The organism is Undibacterium sp. FW305-107 (assembly GCF_058788535.1).
Window position 1 is genome coordinate 78,824 of the sequence record NZ_JBYTAV010000014.1, and the last position, 21,455, is coordinate 100,278.

Sequence of the window (21,455 nt, forward strand, 5' to 3'; positions counted from 1 at the left end):
AAATGAAATTAACATTGAACGCATGCAAGGCAATTGCCGCCGCCCTCTTCCTGTTTGCGTTAAATGCACATGCAGGTTCTGTCGAGACCGTAAAAGCCACACAGCAAGCACAAACTTTTCCGGGTGATTCCGTCTACCAATTAGCAATCACACTAGAAGATCAGCAAGCCAACAAGTTCAAGCTGGAGAGCCAGGCTGGACATATAGTGATCGCCAGCATGTTTTATAACTCATGTGAATATGTTTGCCCCATGCTGATAGACACCATAAGAATGCTGGAGAAAAAACTGAATGCACATGAAAAAGCAAATTTATCCGTCTTGCTGGTCACACTCGATCCAGCCAGGGACGATATCACGACTTTGCACTCCATCGTCAAAGCCAGAGATTTGGACAAGCAGCACTGGGTACTGGCACGCACCAGTGAAAAATCCGTACGCCAACTAGCTGCAGTATTGAATATTCAATACAGGCAAATGGAGAGCGGCGAATTCAACCATACCAGTGCCCTGATTTTACTGGATAAAAATGGCCGCATTCTCGCCCGCAGTGGCACACTGGGAACAGTGGATGATGCTTTTCTACAGAAAGTAAGATCATCGCTCAAAAGCTTTGATGGCAATTCTAAGCAATAGGGCCTCGGCCCACAAAAAACGGCCCTGTCAAAGGGCCGTTTTTTTATCACATCATAAATCAGTTTTACTTGCCAGCCAAAATCTCAGGCTTGCTCCAGCCACCACCCACAGCCTTGTAAATACTGACCACAGACGACAATTGTGCGCGCTTGCTGTCGATCAGGCTGGCTTGTGCCTGGAACAAATCACGTTGCGCATTCAAGACTTCCAGATAGCTGCTATAGCCGTTCTTGTAGCGCAAATCCGCCAGGCGCAATGAATCTTTCAATGCAGTGACCCTGCGTTCAGAAGCTGCATTGACTTGCTCATTGGCAGCCGTATTGTTCAGCGCATCATGCACATCACGGAAAGCACCCTGCACTGCCTGCACATATTGCGCCAGTGCCTGGTTCTTGCGGGCCTCAGCACCTTGCACTACCGCAGCAATTGCACCTGCACGGAATACAGGCTGCGCCAGGCTGGCGCCCAGGCTCCATAACAACGACGCAGGATTAATCAAGTCCTCGAATACCTTGGATTCATAACCAGCCGTGGTTGTCAGTTTCAGGCTGGGGAAATATTGTGCCTTGGCCTGGCCAATGTCTGCATTGGCAGCCACCAGCGCCTGCTCTGCCGACAAGATGTCCGGACGACGGTTCAGCAGATCGGATGGCAAGTCAGCCGGCATGATCAATTGCTGATGCAAGCTGCCGATCTCGTTACCACGGGCAATCACAGGTTGTGCGATAGCGCTGGCAGAACGGCCCAGCAAGACCGCCAGTGTCGATTCTATATTCGACAAAGACTGCTTGGCTTGCGCAAAACTGATTTCTGCAGCAGCAGCTTCAGATTCAGCCACATGAAAATCAAGTTCACTGGTCGCACCCGCTGTAAAACGGCGCTGTTGCAAACGCAGGTTTTCCTGGCGGGTTTTCAAGGTCGAATCAGCCAGAGCCAGTTGCGCATCGGCGGCACGCATGGCGAAATAGCTTTGCGCAACATTCGCATACAGACCGCTTTGCACCAGGCCACGGTTGGCTTCCTGCGCCAGCAAACGTGCACGAGCGGCTTCATCTGCACGTGCCAGCTTGCCCCAGAAATCAACTTCATACGAAGCTGTCAGGCTGAGTTGAAAGTCTTTACCATAAGGGCTGGCACCCGTGCCCAGCTTGCCGGCATTTTCACTGGTGCGGGTACGTGTGCCACCCAGATTGGCATCTACGCTGGGGAAGCGATTTGAATTGGCGCCTACCGCAACAGCACGCGCCTCTTCTATACGGGCAGCCGCCAGGGCCAAATCCTGATTATTTTTGCTGGCTTCATCCAGCAAGCTATCCAGGACCGGGTCTTGAAAACTTTTCCACCAGGCGGCGTAGTCCACTGCGACCTGTTTGTTTTGTGTTGTCATTACACCCAGGCTGGCTGGTGTTTCCAGCGCAGGACGCTGGTAATTTGGCCCTACCGAGGCACAGCCTGCCAGCACCATGCTGGCGACCAGCGTTGTTAATATAAATTTTGTTCCAGACATCATTATTCCTTCACATCTGCTTGAGGCGCATTGTGCAAAATATGGACAGGATGTTCAAAATCCTGCTCAGTTGTTTTCAAGCGCCTGTCATTGATCAGCTTGAAGAACAAAGGCACGAAGAAGATCGCCAGGAAAGTCGCTGCCAGCATACCGCCCAATACACCAGTACCCAGGGATTGACGCGCGGCAGCACCTGCGCCGTGCGAGAAAGCCAGTGGTACCACACCCAAAATAAAGGCCAGCGAAGTCATCAGGATAGGACGGAAACGCAAGCGAGCTGCTTCCAGTGCCGCCGCCACCGGCGCATAACCTTCATGCACTTTCATGACCGCGAATTCCACAATCAGAATCGCATTCTTCGCCGACAAACCCAATAGCGTCACCAGACCAATCTGGAAGTACACGTCATTATTGAAGTGACGCAGGTACACCGCCAGCAAGGCACCGAAAATACCGAAAGGCATGGCCAGCAAGACCGAGAATGGCAAAGACCATTTTTCATACTGAGCAGCCAGGATCAGGAAAATCATCAGTACACCAGCACCCAGTGCCAAACCTGCGGCATTGCTGCTGCGTTTTTCCTGGAAGGAAGCGCCGCCCCAGTCGTAGACTACGTCAGCAGGCAGAACATTTTTCGCCGCTCTTTCCATCGCTGCAATCGCCTGACCAGAACTGAAACCTGGTTTGGCATCACCCAGCAATTTAATCGCAGGCAAGGCATTGAAACGCTGTACAGAATCAGGACCAGTAATGAACTTGATGGTCGTGAATGCACGCACAGGTATCATCTGCCCGGTATTGGAGCGCACATACATGCTACCTATGTCATCCGGCTTGGCACGGTATTGGCCTTCTGCCTGCAACTGCACGGTATAGATACGGCCGTTCTTGTTGAAGTCATTGACGTAGTAACTACCCATGGTTGCAGCCAGAGTGTTATACACATCAGACAGGGCTACGCCCATGGAGCGCGCTTTTTCATTGTCCACATCAACAAACAATTGTGGTGAATTAGCTTGCCACAAGGTTTTCACACCAGCCAGTTCTGGCTGCTTGTTGGCTTCCGCAATCAGCAAAGGCAAGATCTGAGCCAAACGCTTGACGCCACCTTCACCGGCGTTCTGCAGGTAGAACTCAAAACCACCTGTCTGACCCAGGCCCTGAATGGCAGGCGGGGCAAAGAACAGTGGCAAGCCTTCCTTGATACGGCCAGTTTTCATATAGCTTTCACCCACCAGTTGTTGCGCAGACTGGTGACGCTCTTCCCAAGGTTTAAGAGGGAAAAACATGGTTGCAGCAGACGATTTCAAACCACCACCGCCGAGGAAATCCAGACCGACAAGGGCAAAGGTCGTATCGATATTCTTGTTGGTTTTCATGATGGATTCAACATCACGCACCATTGCATCAGTACGGTCCAGCGAAGCACCATCAGGCATGATGGCGGCACCGATGAAATAACCCTGATCTTCATCCGGTACCAGACCACCTGGTACATTTTTCCACAACAGACCAGTCAGGGCCACCATGCCCAGCACCAGTGCAATACCCAGCACAGCACGCTTCATGAAGAAAGTAACGCCATCGGTATAGCGTTTGGTCAGACGCAGGAAGGCTGCATTAAACCAGGTGAAGAAACGGTTGTGATTTTCTGAACCAGGCTTGAGCAAGATCGCGCACAGTGCCGGTGTCAGTGTCAACGCAACGATACCGGACAAGACCACAGCGATAGAGATGGTGACCGAGAACTGACGATACAATTCACCCGCCAGACCACCGAGGAAAGCGATAGGACCAAACGCAGCTACCAGCACCAGCACAATCGCGATAACCGGGCCAGTCACTTCGTGCATGGCTTCAATCGCTGCATCTTTTGGTGTCATGCCTTCTTCATTGATCAGGCGTTCGACGTTTTCCAGCACCACGATCGCGTCATCCACCACAATACCAATCGCCAGCACCATGCCGAACAGAGTCAGGGTATTGATACTGTAACCCAGCAAATGCAGGCCAGCCATGGTACCAATCAGTGATACCGGCACCGCCAGTGTAGGGATGATGGTAGCGCGCCAGCTTTGCAGGAACAGATATACCACGATGAACACCAGCACCATCGCTTCACCCAGGGTTTTCAAGACCTCGGCAATCGACTCTGTCACGAAAGGTGTCGTATCATACGGTGTGGTGTATTCCATGCCTTCCGGGAACTTGGCTTTCAAGTCCTGCAGGGTTTTTTCTACTGCTTTACGGGTTTCAAGTGCGTTCGCGCCGGTTTGCAAGAACACACCAATGTTGGCAGATGGGTGACCATTGACGCGACCATACAGATTGTAATCCTTGGAACCCAGTTCAACACGTGCCACGTCACTGACACGGATGGCAGAACCACCCTTGGCTGACTTGACGATGATATTGGCAAATTCAGACGGCTCCAGCAAACGGCCCTTGGCCGTTACTGTCATCGTCAGTTCTTCCGTGTTGTTTGGTGGTGCGCCTACCTTACCAGCAGCATACTGTGCATTTTGCTCGGTAATCGCATTCGAGATGTCGCCTACCGTCACGCCCAGTTGCGCCATGCGGTCAGGACGCATCCAGATACGCATCGCATAATCCTTGGCACCAAAAATCTGCACGTTGGTAGTACCTGGCACACGCTTCAATGCATCCAGCACATTCTGGGTCGCATAGTTGGACAGGAACAAGGCATCATAACGATTATCTGGCGAGAACAACGCAGCCACTACCAGGAAGTTCGATGAGCTCTTGGAAACCGTCACACCCTGGCGACGGACTTCTTGTGGCAACTTGGCATCTGCCTGGCGTACCCGGTTATTGACGTTAACTGCGGCAATATCCAGATCGGTACCCACTTCAAATGTCACGCTGATGGATACACGGCCATCGGCAGACGAGACCGAATCCATATACAGCATATGTTCAACACCATTGATTTGTTCTTCAATAGGTGCTGCCACTGTGCGCTCTATCACCTCGGCAGAAGCGCCAGGATAAAAAGCAGTCACGTTCACTACCGGCGGAGAAATCTCCGGATAGCGCGAAATCGGCAGGACGCGCAAGGCGGCCAGACCGGCCAGCACGATGATCAGCGACAAGACAGTCGCGAAGATCGGCCGGTTAATAAAGAATTTTGAGAACATGAATTATTCCTTGTAGCCTTAGCTTTGTTATGCAGCGGATTTTCAGCTTAATTTTCAGCTTATTAGGGGCTTAATACTTTGGCTTAATACCGGGCGCAATTACGGCTTAATGTTTTGCCTCGGCACTGGCGGCTGCCGGTGCTGAAGCAGATGCACTGGAAGCTGGCTTGGCATCGGCTTTAGCCGCTGGAGCACCGGCAGGTGCGCCCGCTGGCGCTGCTGGCATAGACGCGGCCTTCGCCGTAATCGCAATTGGTGTTACCGTCATGCCTGGATCATGTGCCTTAATGAAACCATCCACCAATACGCGGTCACCGCCTTGCAAACCCTTGGTCACTATCCATTCACCGTGAGACCAGCCGTCCAGCTCAACCGGTTTTGGCACCAGCTTGTTGTCAGGTGAAACCGTGAACACGATCTTGCCCATAGGGCTGTCGATTACCGCGCGTTGTGGTATCGCAATGGCAGCACTGCGGGTTGCACCGCTGAGTATCACGCGCACAAACTGGCCTGGGCGCAACGTACCTTCAGGATTAGGCACTTGGGCACGCGCATCAAAACCACCGGTTGCAGGATTCACTTTTTCACTGACAAAATTCATCTTGCCTGTGAGCGGAGACATGCTGCCATCAGCCAGCTTCAACTGCACATCAAAAGCCAGGCTGCCGTTATTGGTTTTCTTGCCAGGCAAGGCAATCTTGCCCGCACCAACATCTTTGCCCAGTTTCAGGTAATCCGCTTCCGGTACGCTGAAGTTGACATACACAGGATCAGTTTGCACGATGGTCGTCAGCAAACTGTCTGCCGCAGTTACCAGGCTGCCGTTGGACTTGGCAGCAACGCCGGTAACACCGTCAATAGGTGCTACAACGCGCGTATAACCCACATTGAGTTTGGCTTCATTGACCTGTGCCTGCACTTGCTTGTAGCTGGCTTCTGCTGTTTCCAGCGCAGACTTGGCATCGTCAAATTCTTTCTGGCTGATGGCTTTTTCTGCTGCCAATGGCGTCAGGCGGGCAAATTCGCGCTTGGCCTGGTTCAGCTTGGCTTCTGCCACACCAGCCGCTGCTTCTGCAGATGCCAGTTGTGTGCGGTAGGCACCTGGGTCGATCTGGAACAGGACAGTGCCTGCCTTGACGCGCGAACCCTCTTCATACAGACGGTTTTCCAAAATACCGGCAACACGAGCACGCACTTCTGTCTCGCGTGAACCTGCTGTTTGCGCTGCATATTCAAAATCCAGACCCAGGTTACGTGGCTGCACAGTAACCACATTCACTTCCGGAGGCGGCATCTTGCCTGGGCCTGCAGCATTTGCTGCACCTTTATCACCACAAGCAGCCAGTACCAGCAAAGGCAGGCTGATGGCAGCAATACGCAAAGCAGGCAAAGCCTGAGTCATATGAATGGTTACCGAAGATAGCTTTAATACATTTGTTATTGGTTTTGCAGGGGAGCGCATAGGAGATTCTTTCTTCTAAAAGGAAAGGCGGTGTGCTATTATATACATTCACGAATGTTTGTAAATAAAGTTTTTAAACAGCCCTACGGTAAAACAGGGATTTTGGTGAGATCTGAATTTATTCTGGTCTATGAAAAACCACCGCAAGCGGGTGAAGTTTTTCGCTGGCCATATTTATATGACTCTTCGTGAGTCGTTTTCAAATTAACAAGAATCGACCATGCATAAGCATAACAAGCGCTGAATTCAGGTATCTCCAGCTATTTATAGTCCTGCCTGATTAAAGCCTGATGACAACCTGATCTCGTAGATTGATGAAGGCTAGTTACTTAAGCAAGAAAACAAGTATAAAGCAGACAAGAATTTTCTGCTTTGAAGCAATAAATTTGATCTGAATCAGCTCAATTTTTTTAAAAAAGCACCAGTATCAATGCGTAACAATGCAGGCTCACAAAGTAGTAACGCTGTATAAGGTCTGCTGAAAACGCAGATAAATAACGAGATGCCTGCTCAATGCTTTTACTCAGCAGCGGCGAATAGTAGAAAGCTTCCAGCTTTCTGCAATTTTCGTTCTGCAGTGATCACATACAATAACGAAGAGACAGCAAAAAAATTGTACGTAGCAATAAAGAATTTGCAACGTACGCAAAGGAAACAAAATGGTCAGAAAGACGAAAGAAGAAGCGCAAGAAACTTATAATACTCTGCTCGACGCAGCAGAAAAAGTATTCGCCGAAAAAGGTGTCACCAGTACCACACTCAATGATGTTGCCACGGCAGCAGGCATGACGCGCGGCGCGATTTACTGGCACTTCAAGGATAAGAACGCCCTCTTTCAAGCCATGTGCGACCGCGCCTTCCTCCCTATGGAAGCTCTGCTCAATGAAATTGTTTCCACACCGCACAAAGACCCGTTGGCCGGCATCAAGCAATTGAACGTCCACTTCCTTAATCTGGTCACTGGCAATGCACGCCAGCAAAATGTTTTTGACATCATTTTTCATCGCTGTGAAAAAAACAGTGACCTGATCTTCTTCAGTGCCGAAAGCGAAAAACGGGTTGAATGCCTGGCCAAAGTACAAGTCATGATTCAGCAGGCTGTTGACCAGGGGCAATTACATCCCGATACCGACACCTGGATCGCCATGCAAGCCATCCACGCCTATGTCATAGGAATAGTCCATGAATGGCTGGAAGACTCGTCGGCCTATTGCCTGATGCTGCATGCCGAAGACATGATAGACATGTTCCTGGCAGGCCTGGTTGCCCGCCCGCCCCTGAAAAAAGCCAGACCATCAGAAAAAGAATGCGGCCTGCAACTGGTCGTAAATAACCAGGACTAAGCAAAGTCAGGCAAATGCCGGCTAAACCGGCAATTTCCAGTCAAAGCGTACTGCCATCATGCGCAGTACGAAACATATGCCAACCCCAAAACCCAGGGCAACACCTTCATTGACCTGCAGCCAGTTCAGCAACAAATAAGCCCAACACCCGGCAAAGGCGCAAGTCGCGTACAAATGGCTGCGCCTGAACACCAGCGGTATTTCATTACAAATAATATCGCGCAAGACACCACCAAAAATCCCGGTGATGACCCCCATCATGACGCAGACAAACATAGGCATCTGTGCTTCTTGCGCCAAAGATGCCCCGGTTACGCTGAACAAACCCAACCCCAGCGCATCAGCCAGCACGATGGCATTTTCGGTCACCGCATTACGCAAATGCCGCAAAAACGGGATGGCGATGATAGACATGACAAAGATGAGGATAGGGTATTCCTGATTCTCCACCCAAAACAGCGGCCTGCGGTCAAGCAGCAGATCACGCAGCGTGCCGCCACCAAAAGCCGTGATAAAGGCCACCGTAAACACCCCCACCACATCCATACGCTTGCGCCGCGCCTCAATAAATCCTGAACTGGCAAAAGCCAGTATCCCGGCGACTTCAATGGTATGCAGCATCGAACTCATACCCAGATAGTTCGTCGTCATGCTTCTCCTTCAGGATTTGGGGCAAAAATGAGGATTTTATCAAGTTAAGGGTGGTTATGGGCCTGATAGTCTATGGTTCTTTAAATTCAAGACCCTTCAACACAGAGGCGCAGAGAGAGGAATAATCTTTTGCAAAAGATCATCGCTCCGTAAGCAAGCAATATGTTGCTTGAATTCCTTACTACACCATAGAGAAGAACAAAGAAAAATTGAAGAAGGCCAGGAGTTCACGCAAAGAAAACGCCTTCAAATTCGTCGTTCCTGCGCAGGCAGGAACCCACCGGGCTGGCGCTCCAGCGGCGTTCGTAGCAAACTAGAATAAGTCGCAACAAAAAGAGCAGAGAACATATGTAATAAACAACACCATCTCACTCAAGCTCACCTTATTCACCTCAAATTTATCTGCGATAAGCCCCCATCCCCTACAACATCCCATCGCAAAAACCCCAATTTTCATTGTATAATCATCGGCTTGGCATTTTGGACATCCAAAATCCAGGTAATTATTTAACCTTTGGCAAGTGATAATGCAATCGGGTCAAGAAGCAAGACGACCGACGAAGTGCTTATTGGCTACCTACACTATTTTCGAGGCAAGCATGAGAGATGGCATCCACCCAAATTATCGCGAAGTTCTGTTCCACGACGTTTCTTGCGATTTCAAATTCATCACACGTTCAACTATCAACACCAAAGACAAAGGTGAGTTTGAAGGTAAAGAATACCCACTGGTAAAGATCGAGGTTTCTGCAGAATCTCATCCTTTCTACACTGGCAAACACAAAATCGTGGATACAGCCGGTCGCGTTGAAAAATTCCGCCAAAAGTTCGGCAAAGTCGGTTCCAAGACTTCTGTCGCCAACTAATCGGCCAGGGAAGCACAGATCAGTGTCATGTATTAGCGGGGCAATCCTTGCTAATACAAAATCGCGGAGTACGCAAGACCGTCTGTGGTTCCCAAGAATTTTTAGTAAAAAAGGCAGCTCAGGCTGCCTTTTTTACTAAAGCTTTACCCTACAATAAGCATCCTTTCCCTCCACCACCCAGATATGAAGCCAGTACGACTTCCTGCCGCCGCAACAGTTGCGCTACCGCGCTGGGGAATCATCGCCCTCTGTCTCCTGTATATCCTGCCCGGCCTGATAGGCCGTGACCCGTGGAAAGGTGATGACGCCGCCGGTTTCGGCATCATGTGGACGATGGCACACGGCAACCTCGCTGACTGGCTGTGGCCGCACATCGTCGGCCTGCCCATGCCAGAAGAAGGCCCGCTGGCGTTCTGGCTCGGTGCCATATGCATTAAATTATTTGGCTGGCTGGTGGGTGAACCCATGGCCGCCCGCCTGAGTACCGGAATATTCTTCCTGCTCGGCTCACTCTCGGTCTGGTATGCCACTTATCTGCTGGGCCGCAGGCCAGAAGCGCAACCCCTGAAGCTGGCCTTTGGCGGCCAGCCCGAAGCGCGGGATTTTGGCCGCACCCTGGCCGACGGTGCCTTGCTGATTTATCTTGGCTGTCTGGGCCTGCTGTTACGCAGTCACGAAACCAGCGCAGAAGCCCTGCAAATATCCCTGATCGCCTGCACCCTGTACTTATGTGTGCGCCTGCTGGATGAACCGGGCAGGCTGACCGCAGCCAAAATCGGCGGCATACTTGGCTTGCTGGTATTGACCCGTGGCTGGGTATTACCGACAGGCTTATGGATCAGCCTGCTGGCTGTCTGTGCTTATCGCCAGCAACGCGAACCCCTTAAATACCTGATCAACACTACCCTGCCGCTGGCGATCGTTATTGCAAGCATCTGGCTGCTCACCATCAACCTGGCACATCCTTACGACAGCTCGCCTTATCAGGCATGGATGCTGTGGAACTATCGTCAGTTCAATTTCCCAAAATTCGACAGTATCAGCTACCTGTTCCGCTACGGCATCTGGTTTAGCTGGCCCGCCTGGCCGTTTGCTGCCTGGGCCATCTTTGCATGGCGCAAGCAAGAAAAGGCCATGCACATCTCTCTGCCTGTCAGTTTTTTGATTTGCTTTGGCGTACTCGCCATACTCAATCACCAGTCTGAAGAAGCATTACTCTTACCGATACTGCCACCACTGGCGATACTCGCCGCCTTTGGCTTGCCGACCATGAAGCGCAGTGCCATCAACGCCGTTGACTGGTTCTCTGTCATTGTCTTCACGGCAGCGGCCGCTTTTATCTGGCTGTATTGGCTGGCAGATCAGACAGGCTGGCCAGTTGGCATGGCAAAAAAACCCGGCAACATGGTGCCAGGCTACCAATCCAGTTTCAATATTTTTGTCTTCATCATCGCCCTGGTGACGACGGTCGCCTGGTTCCAACTCATATACTGGCGCATATCCAGGCAGCCTGCCGTATTGTGGCGCGCAGTAGTGCTATCCAGCGGTGGTGTAATTTTATGCTGGCTGCTGATGCAAAGCCTGTGGTTGCCATGGTTTGACCAAAGAATCAGCTATGCACCGCTGGCCAAAGAACTCGCGCAAAAAGTACCACCCAATATGGGCTGCATACAAGCCCACGTAGGCCCGTCACAACGCGCTTCATTCGCTTATTTTGGCAAACTGCAATTCGCTGGATTTTCTGACCATGGATGCCAGCTTTTACTGGTACAAAACAGTAAAAAATCCCTGCATGAAAGCGTGCTGCCGCCAGAATACAAGCAAGAAAACTGGACTGTTCTCTGGTCTGGCCACCGCGCTGCCGACAATGATGAATTGTTTACCCTGTACCAGCGCAAGCAGCAATGAAGACCGAGCACCCCAGCACACTGCGCGGCAACATCAAGCGCATCGCCTCACTGTCATGGCCCATGATGGTGGGTCAGATGGCCGTGGTGGGCAATGGGGTGATAGACACAGCCATGACATCGCGCTTCTCGGCGACTGACCTGGCTGCACTTTCCATCGGCATCTCGATTTACGTCAGCATCTTCGTCGGCCTCAACGGTATTTTGCAAGCCATCTCCCCCGTTGTCGGCCAATTATTTGGCGCACGCAAATTCAAAAAAATAGGCGCAGAGATTAAACAAGGTGTATGGCTGGGCGGCTTTCTCGCCTGCATAGGCTGTTTGATCTTGCTGTTCCCGAATAGCCTGCTCTCTATCGCACAAGCTTCACCGACCTTGAATGACAAGGCCGCACAATATCTGCAAATACTGGCCATCGCCCTGCCCGCCACGCTGGGCTTCAGGATTTACGGCGCACTCAATAATGCCGTTGGCCGCCCCAAGATGGTCATGGCCATACAACTCGCCGCACTGGCAATAAAAATCCCGCTCAATACCCTGTTCATATTCGGTGGCCTCGGCATACCCGCCATGGGCGGCCCTGGCTGCGCGGCTGCCACTGCTGTCAATGCCTGGCTCATGCTTATCACCGGCTGGCTCATGCTCAAGCACGTCAAATATTATGAATTGTTTGCCCTGTTTGGCACAGGCTTTGTCAAACCCAACTGGAAAGCCTTACGCAGCCTGCTACACCTCGGCATACCCATGGGCCTGAGCTACCTCATCGAAGTCACCGCCTTTGCCTTTATGGCCCTGTTCATCGCCCGTCTTGGTGAAGTGGCAGTATCCGGCCACCAGCTCACCGCCAATTTTGGCACCATCCTGTATATGCTGCCGCTGTCGATTGCAAGCGCCACCGGCACCCTGGTCGCGCAAGCCATAGGCGCCAAACAAATGCAGGCCGCCCGCGTCACCGGCAATGCTGGCATCATCCTCGCAGCCATGCTGGCTGTGCCCATAGGTATCACCATCTGGTTCGCCCGCGACCTGATTTTGCACGCCTACACATCCAACCCCATCATCATCGCAGCAGCCTTCCCGCTGTTCACTTTTATTTCGGTGTACCAGATTTTTGATGCGATACAAGTCACCACCGCCTTCATCCTGCGCGCCTATAAAATCGCCATCGTACCCACCATCCTTTACGCTTTCGCCCTATGGGGCTGCGGCCTCGGCGGCGGCGTCATGCTGGGCCTGGACCCTTACAACATCAGCCCCGCTTTCCTGCACGGCGCAGCAGGCTTCTGGATGGCCAATAGCACCAGCCTCGCCATCGTCGCCTTCAGCCTGTGGTACTACTTGCGCATAGTCCAAAAACGCTTCCCCACCCCCGCCATGTGGCGCAGGAACGTGAATTTCGACCAACCAGGCAGAAACCCATGATGAATAACAAAAATAAGAAAACCAGCAAACCCGGCAAAAGCAGCAGGCCGCTTGCAAAATTTTGACGGCTCTGTCATAATTTCGTTCTGCGTTGCCGAGATGGCGGAATAGGTAGACGCACGGGACTCAAAATCCCGCGCCGCAAGGCGTGCCGGTTCGATTCCGGCTCTCGGCACCAAATACTGATTAAGCTCTTGATTATTCAAGGGCTTTTTTGGTTTTTGGCCAGGAATTCTTCTTTATCCCTTCCCCCTTCTTCAGTAGCTTTTTTTGAGCTACGCCAAGCGCATTCCCATAGGCAGCCCCTTGCCAGTCGGGTAAGATACAAATCAAACAAATGCATGCAAGCGAAAACATCTCGCCTGTCTGCACCGCACATTCGCAAGCAGAGATTTAACTGCTTCAGCTCAACGATTTTAAAGAACCAAGTATCATCCATGACACAAACATCCAATAATCTCGCTGCCGAATCCTGGGCAATTGCCGACCTGCTCCGTGGTGACTTTAGACAAAGCCAGTATGGCCGCATCATCTTGCCGTTTTGCTTGCTGCGCCGCCTGGAATGCGTGTTAGAAGCTGGCAAAGAAGCGGTGCTGGCTAAGTATCAAAAAGTACTGGCAATGAATTTACCAGAAGAAGCACAAGAGAAAATGATTTTGCATGCTTTCCAGGATCTATCATTCTTCAATACGTCCAAAATGGATTTGTCCAAATTAGGTGAGAGCGGCATCAAGGCTAATCTGGAAAGTTATATCCAAAGCTTCTCCAAAGACGCACGCGAGATATTTGAATATTTTAATTTTTCAGAATTCATCGGCCAATTGAATGATGCCAACCTGCTTTACAAAGTCGTACAAAAGGTGCGTACGATAGACCTTAGTCTTGAAGCCGTCTCAAATCACGATATGGGCCTGGTATTTGAAGAGCTGATACGCCGCTTTGCTGAAAGCTCAAACGATACCGCTGGAGAACACTTTACCCCACGTGACATCGTGCGCCTGACTACTTCGCTGGCATTTATGGAGGACGACGAGGCACTAACCATGCCTGGTATTATCCGTACCATCTATGACCCTACAGCAGGTACTGGCGGCTTCTTGTCGGCAGGCATGGAGTATGTGCATGAATTAAACCCCAAGGCAGTCATGCGCGCCTTTGGCCAAGAGCTGAACCCTGAAAGCTATGCCATCTGCAAAGCAGACATGCTCATCAAAGGGCAAAAGGTGGACAATATCAAGCTTGGCAATACACTGTCGAATGATCAGCTCTACTCCACCAAGTTTGACTACATGCTATCCAATCCTCCCTTTGGTGTTGACTGGAAAAAGATAGAGCAAGAAATCAGCGATGAACATACGCAAAAAGGCTACGATGGCCGCTTTGGCGCAGGCTTGCCCAGAGTCTCTGATGGCTCTTTGCTGTTCCTGTTGCACCTCATCAGTAAATTGCGTGATGCCAAAGAAGGCGGTGGCCGCATAGGCATTATCTTGAATGGCTCCCCCCTGTTCACGGGCGGTGCAGGTTCGGGTGAGTCAGAAATACGCCGCTACATTCTGGAAGCAGATTTGCTGGAAGCCATCGTCGCCCTGCCGACTGATATGTTCTATAACACTGGCATCGCCACTTATGTATGGATACTCTCCAACAAAAAGCCAGAAGAGAAAAAGGGCTTGGTACAACTGATCAACGGCAGCAACCTCTACAGTAAAATGCGCAAGTCATTGGGCAGCAAGCGCAATGAAATGAGTGCCGACGACATCGCCACCATCATCCGCTGCTTCGGTGATTTTGAAGCCGTTGATGCGCGTGAACTGGATAAACCTACCGAACAAAAAAGTAATCGCGGCAGACAATCAGCAAACACTAAGACTGAGGCAGCCAAGACCTTTGCCGCCAAGATTTTCAAGACCCATGAATTTGGCTACCGCCGCATTACGATAGAGCGCCCATTAAGACAATCTTACCAGTTCTCTGACGAGCGCATTGCCACGCTGCGCTTTGAATCAGGCGCATTGAACAGCATCATGCAATGGGCATATGCAGAGTTCGCCACTCTGCCAGGCGCTATCTGGAGCGATGCACCAGATTGCCTGCATTATGGTGAGCTTGGCCAGCATGAAGATGCGATACGCCGTTATATCAAAATACATTTTGCCGACCTCAAAGAAAAACAAATCAAAGACCTGCTCAACCGCGATACCTGGTTAAGCGGCAAAGCCAGCATGCTCAAAGCCCAGGCCCTGCAAGCGCAGATAGGCAAGGCACAGTTTGATGACATGAACGACTACGACGACGCAATTGTCAAAGCTGCCAAGCTGGCCACCATCAGCCTGGACGCCAAAGACAAAAAAGTCATCGAAGCAGCAGTAAGCTGGAAAAACCCAGCCGCCCTGCCCGTCATCAAAAAAATCCACAAAACTAAAGCCGACGCTATCTATGGCCTGTTTAACGTGGATGGCAAAACCATAGAGTACAAAGCCGATGGCGACCTGCGTGATTTTGAAAACGTCGCCCTAGCTCCATCCGAAACAGTCAACGAGATCAACGAAGCCTACTTCAAAAAAGAAGTGCAACCGCACGTGCCAGACGCCTGGATAGATGCCAGCAAAAAAGACGATAAAGACCAGCAAATTGGCATCGTCGGCTATGAAATCCCCTTCAATCGCCATTTCTACCAATACCAGCCCCCGCGCGACCTGGCTGAAATTGATGCTGATCTGGATGCAGTCAGTGCAGAAATCATGAAGCTGCTGCAAGAGGTGCATTCATGAGCAAATCAAATCTGAGCAATGTCGCGCAGCCCGATTTTGCCGAAGTAGTACACCTGATCACCGCCGCACGCCAGCACGCCTATCAAGCCGTCAACACCACCCTGATAGAACTGTATTGGCAAGTGGGTGCCTACATCAGCAATAAAATCAAGGCCGCAGAATGGGGTGATGGTGTAGTCGATGCGCTGGCAAAACATTTAGCCATCACGCAGCCTAATCTGAAGGGCTTTACACGTCGCAATCTGTTCCGCATGCGCCAGTTTTATGAAGCTTATCAAGATGATAAAATTGTCGCACCACTGGTGAGACAATTGCCGTGGACACATAACCTGACGATTCTCAGTCGCAGCAAAGTAAGCGAAGAGCGTGAATTTTATTTAAGGATGTCTGTACAAGAGGGATGGTCTAGTCGTGATCTTGAACGACAGTTCAATACCGCGCTTTTTGAGCGTACGGTATTGCAACCGCCAAAAGTGTCAGCAGTGCTGACACAATTACATCCCGAAGCCTTGAACGTCTTCAAAGACAGCTACATCGTTGATTTCTTAAGCCTGCCAGAGCAACACAGCGAGGCTGATTTGCACCAGGGCCTGCTCGCCAAATTAAAGCATTTCTTGCTCGAACTTGGGCGTGATTTTTGTTTTGTCGGCAGCGAATATCCTGTGCAAGTCGGCAAACAAGACTTTGCACTCGATCTCTTATTCTTCCATCGCGGTTTAAACGCGCTGGTGGCGATCGAACTCAAAGTGGATAAATTCCAGCCAGAGCATTTAGGCAAACTCAATTTCTACCTGGAAGCCCTGGACCGCGAACACAAAAAACCACACGAAAACCCCGCCATCGGCGTACTGCTGTGCGCGAGCAAAGATGATGAAGTGGTCGAATATGCACTGAGCCGTAGCCTTTCTCCCGCCATGATTGCTGAATATCAAACCCAGTTACCCGATAAAAAACTGCTGCAAGCGAAGCTGCATGAGTTTTATCTGTTGAATCTGGCGCTGGAGGAAGGGGTATGAGTCGGTATAAGGCGTATACGGAGTATAAAGACTCTGGTCTTCAATGGTTAGGGACGATACCTATTCATTGGGATATTGTTTACAGCAAATCTTTATTTCAAGAAAGAAATGAGAAAGCATCAGTGAATGATGAGCAATTAACAGCATCTCAGAAGTATGGAATCTTACCGCAAAAATTATTCATGGAAGTCGAACAACAGCGCGTGGTTCAAGTATTGAAGGGGCAGGAAATTTTAAAGCGCGTTGAACAAGATGATTTTGTAATTAGTATGAGAAGTTTTCAAGGTGGAATCGAATTTTCTCCATATTCTGGATCAATTAGCTCTGCTTATGTACCACTCTTTGCAAAGAAAGCCGTTTGCAATAGTTTCTATAAATATTTTTTGAAATCTGCACCATATATCCAAGCTCTGCAAAGCACTACAAATTTAGTTCGCGACGGGCAGGCGTTACGATATGCAAATTTCATTCAAGTTAGATTACCAATATTGCCACTTGATGAGCAAGCGAAAATCGCCAACTTCCTCGACCACGAAACCGCCAAAATCGATACCCTGATCGCGAAGCAGCAAGAGTTGATTAAGCTGCTGAAAGAAAAACGGCAGGCGGTAATTAGTCATGCCGTCACCAAAGGCCTCAACCCCAACGCCCCCATGCGCGACTCTGGCGTGGAGTGGCTAGGCGAAGTGCCTAAACATTGGGTCACCATACAACTAAAGTACGTTATTGAACTCAGTCCATCAAAGTCGCAGATCGAAGACAGAAAAAATCTGGAATGTAATTTTATTCCAATGGAGAAGTTAAAAACCGACTCACTTATATTAGATGAAACGAGGTTAATTCGCGAAGTGTATGACGGATATACCTATTTCGAAAACGAAGATATCTTGATGGCTAAAGTTACCCCCTGCTTTGAGAATAAGAATATTGCTATTGCTAGAAATATGGCAAATGGAATTGGCTTTGGATCATCAGAAATTTATGTACTAAGAATGAAGTCTATAGTTAATAATCAGTTTTTGTTTTACCGCCTTCAGGAAGATCAATTTATGGCAATTGGAACTGGTGCTATGACTGGTGCGGGTGGATTGAAACGTGTACCTACCGATGTAGTGAATAATTTTACGATTGCATTGCCCCCTTATGAAGAGCAAATTGCCATTGCACGAGAGCTGCGTCAAATAAATTGCAAATTCGACGACTTAACGATGAACGCAGAATCTGCTATTCAATTAATGCAAGAACGCCGCACAGCCCTAATCTCCGCAGCCGTCACAGGCAAGATCAATGTGCGCGACTGGCAAGTGCCAAGCGAAACAGCCTTAGCAGCCTGATAGCGTGTGACTAAACCAAGCCTTCAACAGAGAACCTCTATATGAGCAAAGCCAACGAACTGACCTTTCAAAACGATATGATAAGCCAGCTCGTAGCCAATGGCTGGCTGCTCGGCAAGGCGGAGCATTACAACCGTGAACTGGCTTTGTACCCTGAGGATGTGCTGGGTTTTGTCAAAGACACGCAAGATGAGCAATGGCAAAAGTTTTGTGCCTTGTATCCGGTGCAGCCTGAACAAAAATTCCTGGAACGTTTGGCACAGCAGCTCAACAAGGCCGACCCGAATGCGGCAAATAAAGAGATGCGTACCTTTGGCACCCTGGGTGTCTTGCGGCATGAGCTGAAAGACCGTGGAACGCGCTTTTCGCTATGCCAGTTTGCGCCGGAACATGATTTGAACCCGGATACCTTGGCGCGTTATAAGCAGAATCGTTTGCGTGTGGTGCCTGAGTTGGTTTACAGCCCCTGGGTGAAGGACGTTGATGGTACGCCGCTGGATTCCCGCCTGCGCGGGAATGACGGCGCTACGGATACGGATGAGGCAAACAGTGTAAAAGCAAAAGCCTGGCGCATTGACCTGGTCTTGTTCGTCAATGGCATCCCGGTTGCGACTCTGGAATTGAAGTCGGAATTTAAACAGGCGGTGCACAATGCGATGCGCCAGTACCGCACTACGCGCTTGCCCATTGACCCTGTCGCCAAAAAGCCTGAACCTCTGCTAACTTTCAAGCGTGGTGCGCTGGTGCATTTTGCAGTGAGCCAGTACGAAGTCTATATGACGACCCGGCTGGAAGGTGAAGATACTTTCTTCTTGCCTTTTAACAAGGGTACGCATGACGGTGGCGCTGGCAATGATGTGCCTGAAGATGTCACACAATACGCCACTGATTATTTGTGGAATGAAGTTTTATTGCCAGACAATCTGCTGAAGATTTTGGGCCGCTATGTGCATTTGCAGATAGAAGAAAGAGAAGACTGGGAAGGCCGCAAGTATAAAAAAGAAAGCCTGATCTTCCCGCGATATCACCAGTGGGATGTGGTGAATAAATTATTGGAAGCGGCGCGTACTGAAGGGCCGGGGCATAAATACCTGATACAGCATAGTGCGGGTTCAGGCAAATCAAATTCGATTGCCTGGGTGGCGCACCAGTTATCGTCTTTGTATGATGAACGGGGCAATAAGCAATTTCATTCTGTGATTGTAGTGACAGACCGTACTGTGCTGGATGCACAACTGCAAGACACCATTGCCCAGTTTGAACATACCGATGGCGTGGTTGGTCGCATCAATAACCAGGAAGGTGATGGTTCAAAATCAGAAAAATTGGCCAAGGCTTTGGAAAGCTCACAGCCAATTATTATCGTGACGATACAGACCTTCCCTTTTGTATTGCAGGCGATAGAAAACAGTGTGAGCCTGAAAGAGCGTAACTATGTGGTCATTGCAGATGAGGCGCATTCTTCGCAAACTGGCTCAACAGCGCGCAAGTTGAAAGAAGTCTTGATGGTGGATGGCAGCGCCAGTGATGAAGATGAAATCACCTCTGACGATATCATCGACGCTGCGGTTGCCTCGCGCCGCGCATCCAAAAACCTGAGCTATCTGGCATTTACTGCGACGCCAAAAACCAAGACGCTGGAATTATTTGGCCGCCTCCCGCGCCCTGAAGAACAGGCTTCAAAAACCAATAAGCCTGCGGCCTTCCACGTATATAGCATGCGCCAGGCGATAGAAGAAGGTTTCATTCTTGACGTATTGCAAAACTACACCAATTACAAGGTGGCCTACAACCTGGCAATGCGTATCAACGATGCTGATCAACAGGTGGAAAGCAAGAAAGCTACGGTCAGGCTCAACCAGTGGGTGCGCCTGCATGATCACAATATCAGCCAAAAGGTCATGATCATCGTCGAGCATTTTAAAACGCATGTCATGGGCTTATTAGGTGGGCAAGCCAAGGCCATGGTGGTGACCAGCTCACGCAAAGAGGCTGTGCGCTATAAAAAGTCTTTTGACACCTATATTGCCAAGAAAACCGAGAGCGAGCCTGACTATCAAAAGATACGAGCCATGGTCGCCTTCTCAGGAGAGGTGGAATTTAACGACAAAGACCCGAACGTCGAAGCCCTGCTGGACCAAAAATTCACAGAGTCGAATATGAACCCGGCCTTAAAAGGCCGTGACATGCGCAAGGCTTTTGATACGGATGATTATCAGCTCATGATCGTCGCCAACAAGTTTCAAACTGGTTTTGACCAACCCAAGCTGTGCGCCATGTATGTGGATAAAAAGCTGGGCGGCGTGGAATGTGTGCAAACCCTGTCGCGCCTGAACCGCACTTACCCCGGCAAAAAAGAGACGGGCACGTTTGTACTGGATTTTTTTAATGAGCCTGAAGATATTCTGTCCTCTTTCCAGCCTTATTTTCAGACGGCAGAACTGGCAGACGTATCCAACCCCAACCTGATTTTTGACCTGTTTGATAAATTGCGCACTGCGGATATTTTCTACTGGGCAGAGGTAGAACAATTCTGCAAAGCCTTCTTTGTGCAAAGCAAGAGCAATGCCGCCATTGCCAACATCTGCAAACCCGCCGTAGAGCGCTGGCAAAAGCGCTATAAGCATGCGGTAGAGGCTTACAAGCAAGCCAAGGACATGTTTGAACGCACAAAGAAATTCAACGACGCGGTACTGATTGCCAATGCGGAGAACAGTCTCAAAGACTGCAAAAAAGCCAGGGATGCGCTGGAGATTTTCAAAAAAGACCTGGGTACTTTCGTGCGCTTTTATGAATTCATGTCGCAAATCGTTGATTATGACGACAAGGATTTGGAAAAACTCAGCCTGTACGCCCGCAACCTGCGCCCCATGCTGCGAGAAACCATCATCGACGAAGACGATATCGATTTGTCGACTATCTCTTTGAGCCACTATCGCGTATCCAAAATCCGCCAGCAGCATTTGATGCTGAAAGAGGATCAGGAAGAATATCAACTGTTGCCGGGTGAAGGCGCAGGCACCGCCAAGGCCAAGGACAAGAAAACCGAATTCTTGTCGCAGATAGTGCATAGACTCAATGAGCTGTTCATCACTGACCAGTTGAGTGACCAGGATATGGTCAATTACGCCTATACCATCAGCGACAAGGTCAGGGAAAATGCTATCGTCATGCAACAAATCGCCAACAACAGCGCAGAACAAGCCATGCTGGGTGATTTTTCCAAGGCAGTAGATGACGCAATTTTGGACAGCAGCGAAGTGCATCAAAATCAAATGATGCAGCTACTGTCTGACCCTAAACGCAATGCTGGTTTTGCGAAAGTGATTTTTGATTTATTGACGCGACCAGCGCCGTGAGTTCCCAATTCTCTTCACATCGCG

14 protein-coding genes and 1 tRNA gene are annotated in these 21,455 nt (G+C 50.0%); 10 read left to right on the forward strand and 5 right to left on the reverse strand.

The genetic code is table 11. The features are described 5' to 3' along the window. Positions 1-2: 2 nt before the first annotated feature. Positions 3-635 (forward strand): SCO family protein, encoded by a 633-nt coding sequence (locus AC3WQT_RS25630; protein WP_492708339.1) that lies wholly within the window; start codon positions 3-5, stop codon positions 633-635. 64 nt (positions 636-699) lie between these two features. Here AC3WQT_RS25630 and AC3WQT_RS25635 read toward each other — a convergent pair whose 3' ends face one another. From AC3WQT_RS25635 to AC3WQT_RS25645, 3 genes are all read right to left on the reverse strand, one after another. Further along, positions 700-2,142, reverse strand: coding sequence for an efflux transporter outer membrane subunit (locus AC3WQT_RS25635; RefSeq protein ID WP_492708341.1), 1,443 nt, complete (start codon positions 2,140-2,142; stop codon positions 700-702). Between the two features lie 2 nt (positions 2,143-2,144). Next, positions 2,145-5,300, reverse strand: a complete 3,156-nt coding sequence (locus AC3WQT_RS25640; RefSeq protein ID WP_492708343.1) for an efflux RND transporter permease subunit — start codon at positions 5,298-5,300, stop codon at positions 2,145-2,147. A 106-nt stretch (positions 5,301-5,406) separates the two neighbouring features. Continuing rightward, a complete protein-coding gene (locus tag AC3WQT_RS25645; RefSeq protein ID WP_492708344.1) occupies positions 5,407-6,702 on the reverse strand; it encodes an efflux RND transporter periplasmic adaptor subunit in 1,296 nt (431 codons plus the stop codon). 719 nt (positions 6,703-7,421) lie between these two features. Between AC3WQT_RS25645 and AC3WQT_RS25650 the strand changes: the two genes are divergently transcribed. Continuing rightward, positions 7,422-8,105, forward strand: coding sequence for a TetR family transcriptional regulator (locus AC3WQT_RS25650; protein ID WP_492708346.1), 684 nt, complete (start codon positions 7,422-7,424; stop codon positions 8,103-8,105). A gap of 21 nt (positions 8,106-8,126) precedes the next feature. On the opposite strand, the gene AC3WQT_RS25655 is transcribed toward AC3WQT_RS25650, so the two are convergent. After that, complete coding sequence (locus AC3WQT_RS25655; protein WP_492708348.1) at positions 8,127-8,756, reverse strand: trimeric intracellular cation channel family protein; 630 nt, start codon at positions 8,754-8,756, stop codon at positions 8,127-8,129. Between the two features lie 599 nt (positions 8,757-9,355). Between AC3WQT_RS25655 and AC3WQT_RS25660 the strand changes: the two genes are divergently transcribed. From AC3WQT_RS25660 to AC3WQT_RS25675, 4 genes are all read left to right on the forward strand, one after another. Next, positions 9,356-9,622, forward strand: a complete 267-nt coding sequence (locus tag AC3WQT_RS25660) for a type B 50S ribosomal protein L31 (protein ID WP_186955279.1) — start codon at positions 9,356-9,358, stop codon at positions 9,620-9,622. 183 nt (positions 9,623-9,805) lie between these two features. Beyond that, the gene (locus tag AC3WQT_RS25665) at positions 9,806-11,530 is read left to right on the forward strand and encodes an ArnT family glycosyltransferase (RefSeq protein WP_492708350.1); all 1,725 of its coding nucleotides are present in this window, start codon (positions 9,806-9,808) and stop codon (positions 11,528-11,530) included. Continuing rightward, positions 11,527-12,951 carry an MATE family efflux transporter gene (locus tag AC3WQT_RS25670; RefSeq protein WP_423010814.1) on the forward strand — a complete coding sequence of 475 codons (1,425 nt, stop codon included), beginning with the start codon at positions 11,527-11,529 and terminating at the stop codon, positions 12,949-12,951. The genes AC3WQT_RS25665 and AC3WQT_RS25670 overlap by 4 nt, the downstream gene beginning before the upstream one ends. 93 nt (positions 12,952-13,044) lie before the next feature. Beyond that, positions 13,045-13,129: transfer RNA gene (locus AC3WQT_RS25675), tRNA-Leu, on the forward strand. Positions 13,130-13,153: 24 nt separating this feature from the next. Here AC3WQT_RS25675 and AC3WQT_RS25680 read toward each other — a convergent pair. Beyond that, the gene (locus tag AC3WQT_RS25680; protein ID WP_492708352.1) at positions 13,154-13,390 is read right to left on the reverse strand and encodes a hypothetical protein; all 237 of its coding nucleotides are present in this window, start codon (positions 13,388-13,390) and stop codon (positions 13,154-13,156) included. On the opposite strand from AC3WQT_RS25680, the gene AC3WQT_RS25685 reads away from it, so the two are divergent. From AC3WQT_RS25685 to AC3WQT_RS25700, 4 genes are read left to right on the forward strand one after another with little or no spacing between them, the layout of a single operon-like run. Next, entirely contained in the window at positions 13,389-15,722 is a 2,334-nt protein-coding gene (locus AC3WQT_RS25685; RefSeq protein ID WP_492708354.1) for a type I restriction-modification system subunit M, read from the forward strand. The genes AC3WQT_RS25680 and AC3WQT_RS25685 overlap by 2 nt on opposite strands. After that, on the forward strand, positions 15,719-16,738 hold the full coding sequence (locus tag AC3WQT_RS25690; protein WP_492708356.1) for a PDDEXK nuclease domain-containing protein: 1,020 nt from the start codon (positions 15,719-15,721) through the stop codon (positions 16,736-16,738). Before AC3WQT_RS25685 ends, AC3WQT_RS25690 begins: the two co-directional genes overlap by 4 nt. Continuing rightward, positions 16,735-18,072 carry a restriction endonuclease subunit S gene (locus tag AC3WQT_RS25695; RefSeq protein ID WP_492708358.1) on the forward strand — a complete coding sequence of 446 codons (1,338 nt, stop codon included), beginning with the start codon at positions 16,735-16,737 and terminating at the stop codon, positions 18,070-18,072. The genes AC3WQT_RS25690 and AC3WQT_RS25695 overlap by 4 nt, the downstream gene beginning before the upstream one ends. Positions 18,073-18,113: 41 nt before the next feature. Further along, positions 18,114-21,431, forward strand: a complete 3,318-nt coding sequence (locus AC3WQT_RS25700; RefSeq protein ID WP_492708359.1) for a type I restriction endonuclease subunit R — start codon at positions 18,114-18,116, stop codon at positions 21,429-21,431. The last annotated feature ends 24 nt before the right edge of the window (positions 21,432-21,455 follow it).

Excerpts from the sequence above, each read along its gene's own strand:
- AC3WQT_RS25630 (WP_492708339.1), top strand. The coding sequence starts at position 3 with ATGAAATTAACATTGAACGCATGCAAGGCAATTGCCGCCGCCCTCTTC.
- AC3WQT_RS25635 (WP_492708341.1), bottom strand. The coding sequence starts at position 2,142 with ATGTCTGGAACAAAATTTATATTAACAACGCTGGTCGCCAGCATGGTG.
- AC3WQT_RS25640 (WP_492708343.1), bottom strand. The coding sequence starts at position 5,300 with ATGTTCTCAAAATTCTTTATTAACCGGCCGATCTTCGCGACTGTCTTG.
- AC3WQT_RS25645 (WP_492708344.1), bottom strand. The coding sequence starts at position 6,702 with ATGACTCAGGCTTTGCCTGCTTTGCGTATTGCTGCCATCAGCCTGCCT.
- AC3WQT_RS25650 (WP_492708346.1), top strand. The coding sequence starts at position 7,422 with ATGGTCAGAAAGACGAAAGAAGAAGCGCAAGAAACTTATAATACTCTG.
- AC3WQT_RS25655 (WP_492708348.1), bottom strand. The coding sequence starts at position 8,756 with ATGACGACGAACTATCTGGGTATGAGTTCGATGCTGCATACCATTGAA.
- AC3WQT_RS25660 (WP_186955279.1), top strand. The coding sequence starts at position 9,356 with ATGAGAGATGGCATCCACCCAAATTATCGCGAAGTTCTGTTCCACGAC.
- AC3WQT_RS25665 (WP_492708350.1), top strand. The coding sequence starts at position 9,806 with ATGAAGCCAGTACGACTTCCTGCCGCCGCAACAGTTGCGCTACCGCGC.
- AC3WQT_RS25670 (WP_423010814.1), top strand. The coding sequence starts at position 11,527 with ATGAAGACCGAGCACCCCAGCACACTGCGCGGCAACATCAAGCGCATC.
- AC3WQT_RS25685 (WP_492708354.1), top strand. The coding sequence starts at position 13,389 with ATGACACAAACATCCAATAATCTCGCTGCCGAATCCTGGGCAATTGCC.
- AC3WQT_RS25680 (WP_492708352.1), bottom strand. The coding sequence starts at position 13,390 with ATGGATGATACTTGGTTCTTTAAAATCGTTGAGCTGAAGCAGTTAAAT.
- AC3WQT_RS25690 (WP_492708356.1), top strand. The coding sequence starts at position 15,719 with ATGAGCAAATCAAATCTGAGCAATGTCGCGCAGCCCGATTTTGCCGAA.
- AC3WQT_RS25695 (WP_492708358.1), top strand. The coding sequence starts at position 16,735 with ATGAGTCGGTATAAGGCGTATACGGAGTATAAAGACTCTGGTCTTCAA.
- AC3WQT_RS25700 (WP_492708359.1), top strand. The coding sequence starts at position 18,114 with ATGAGCAAAGCCAACGAACTGACCTTTCAAAACGATATGATAAGCCAG.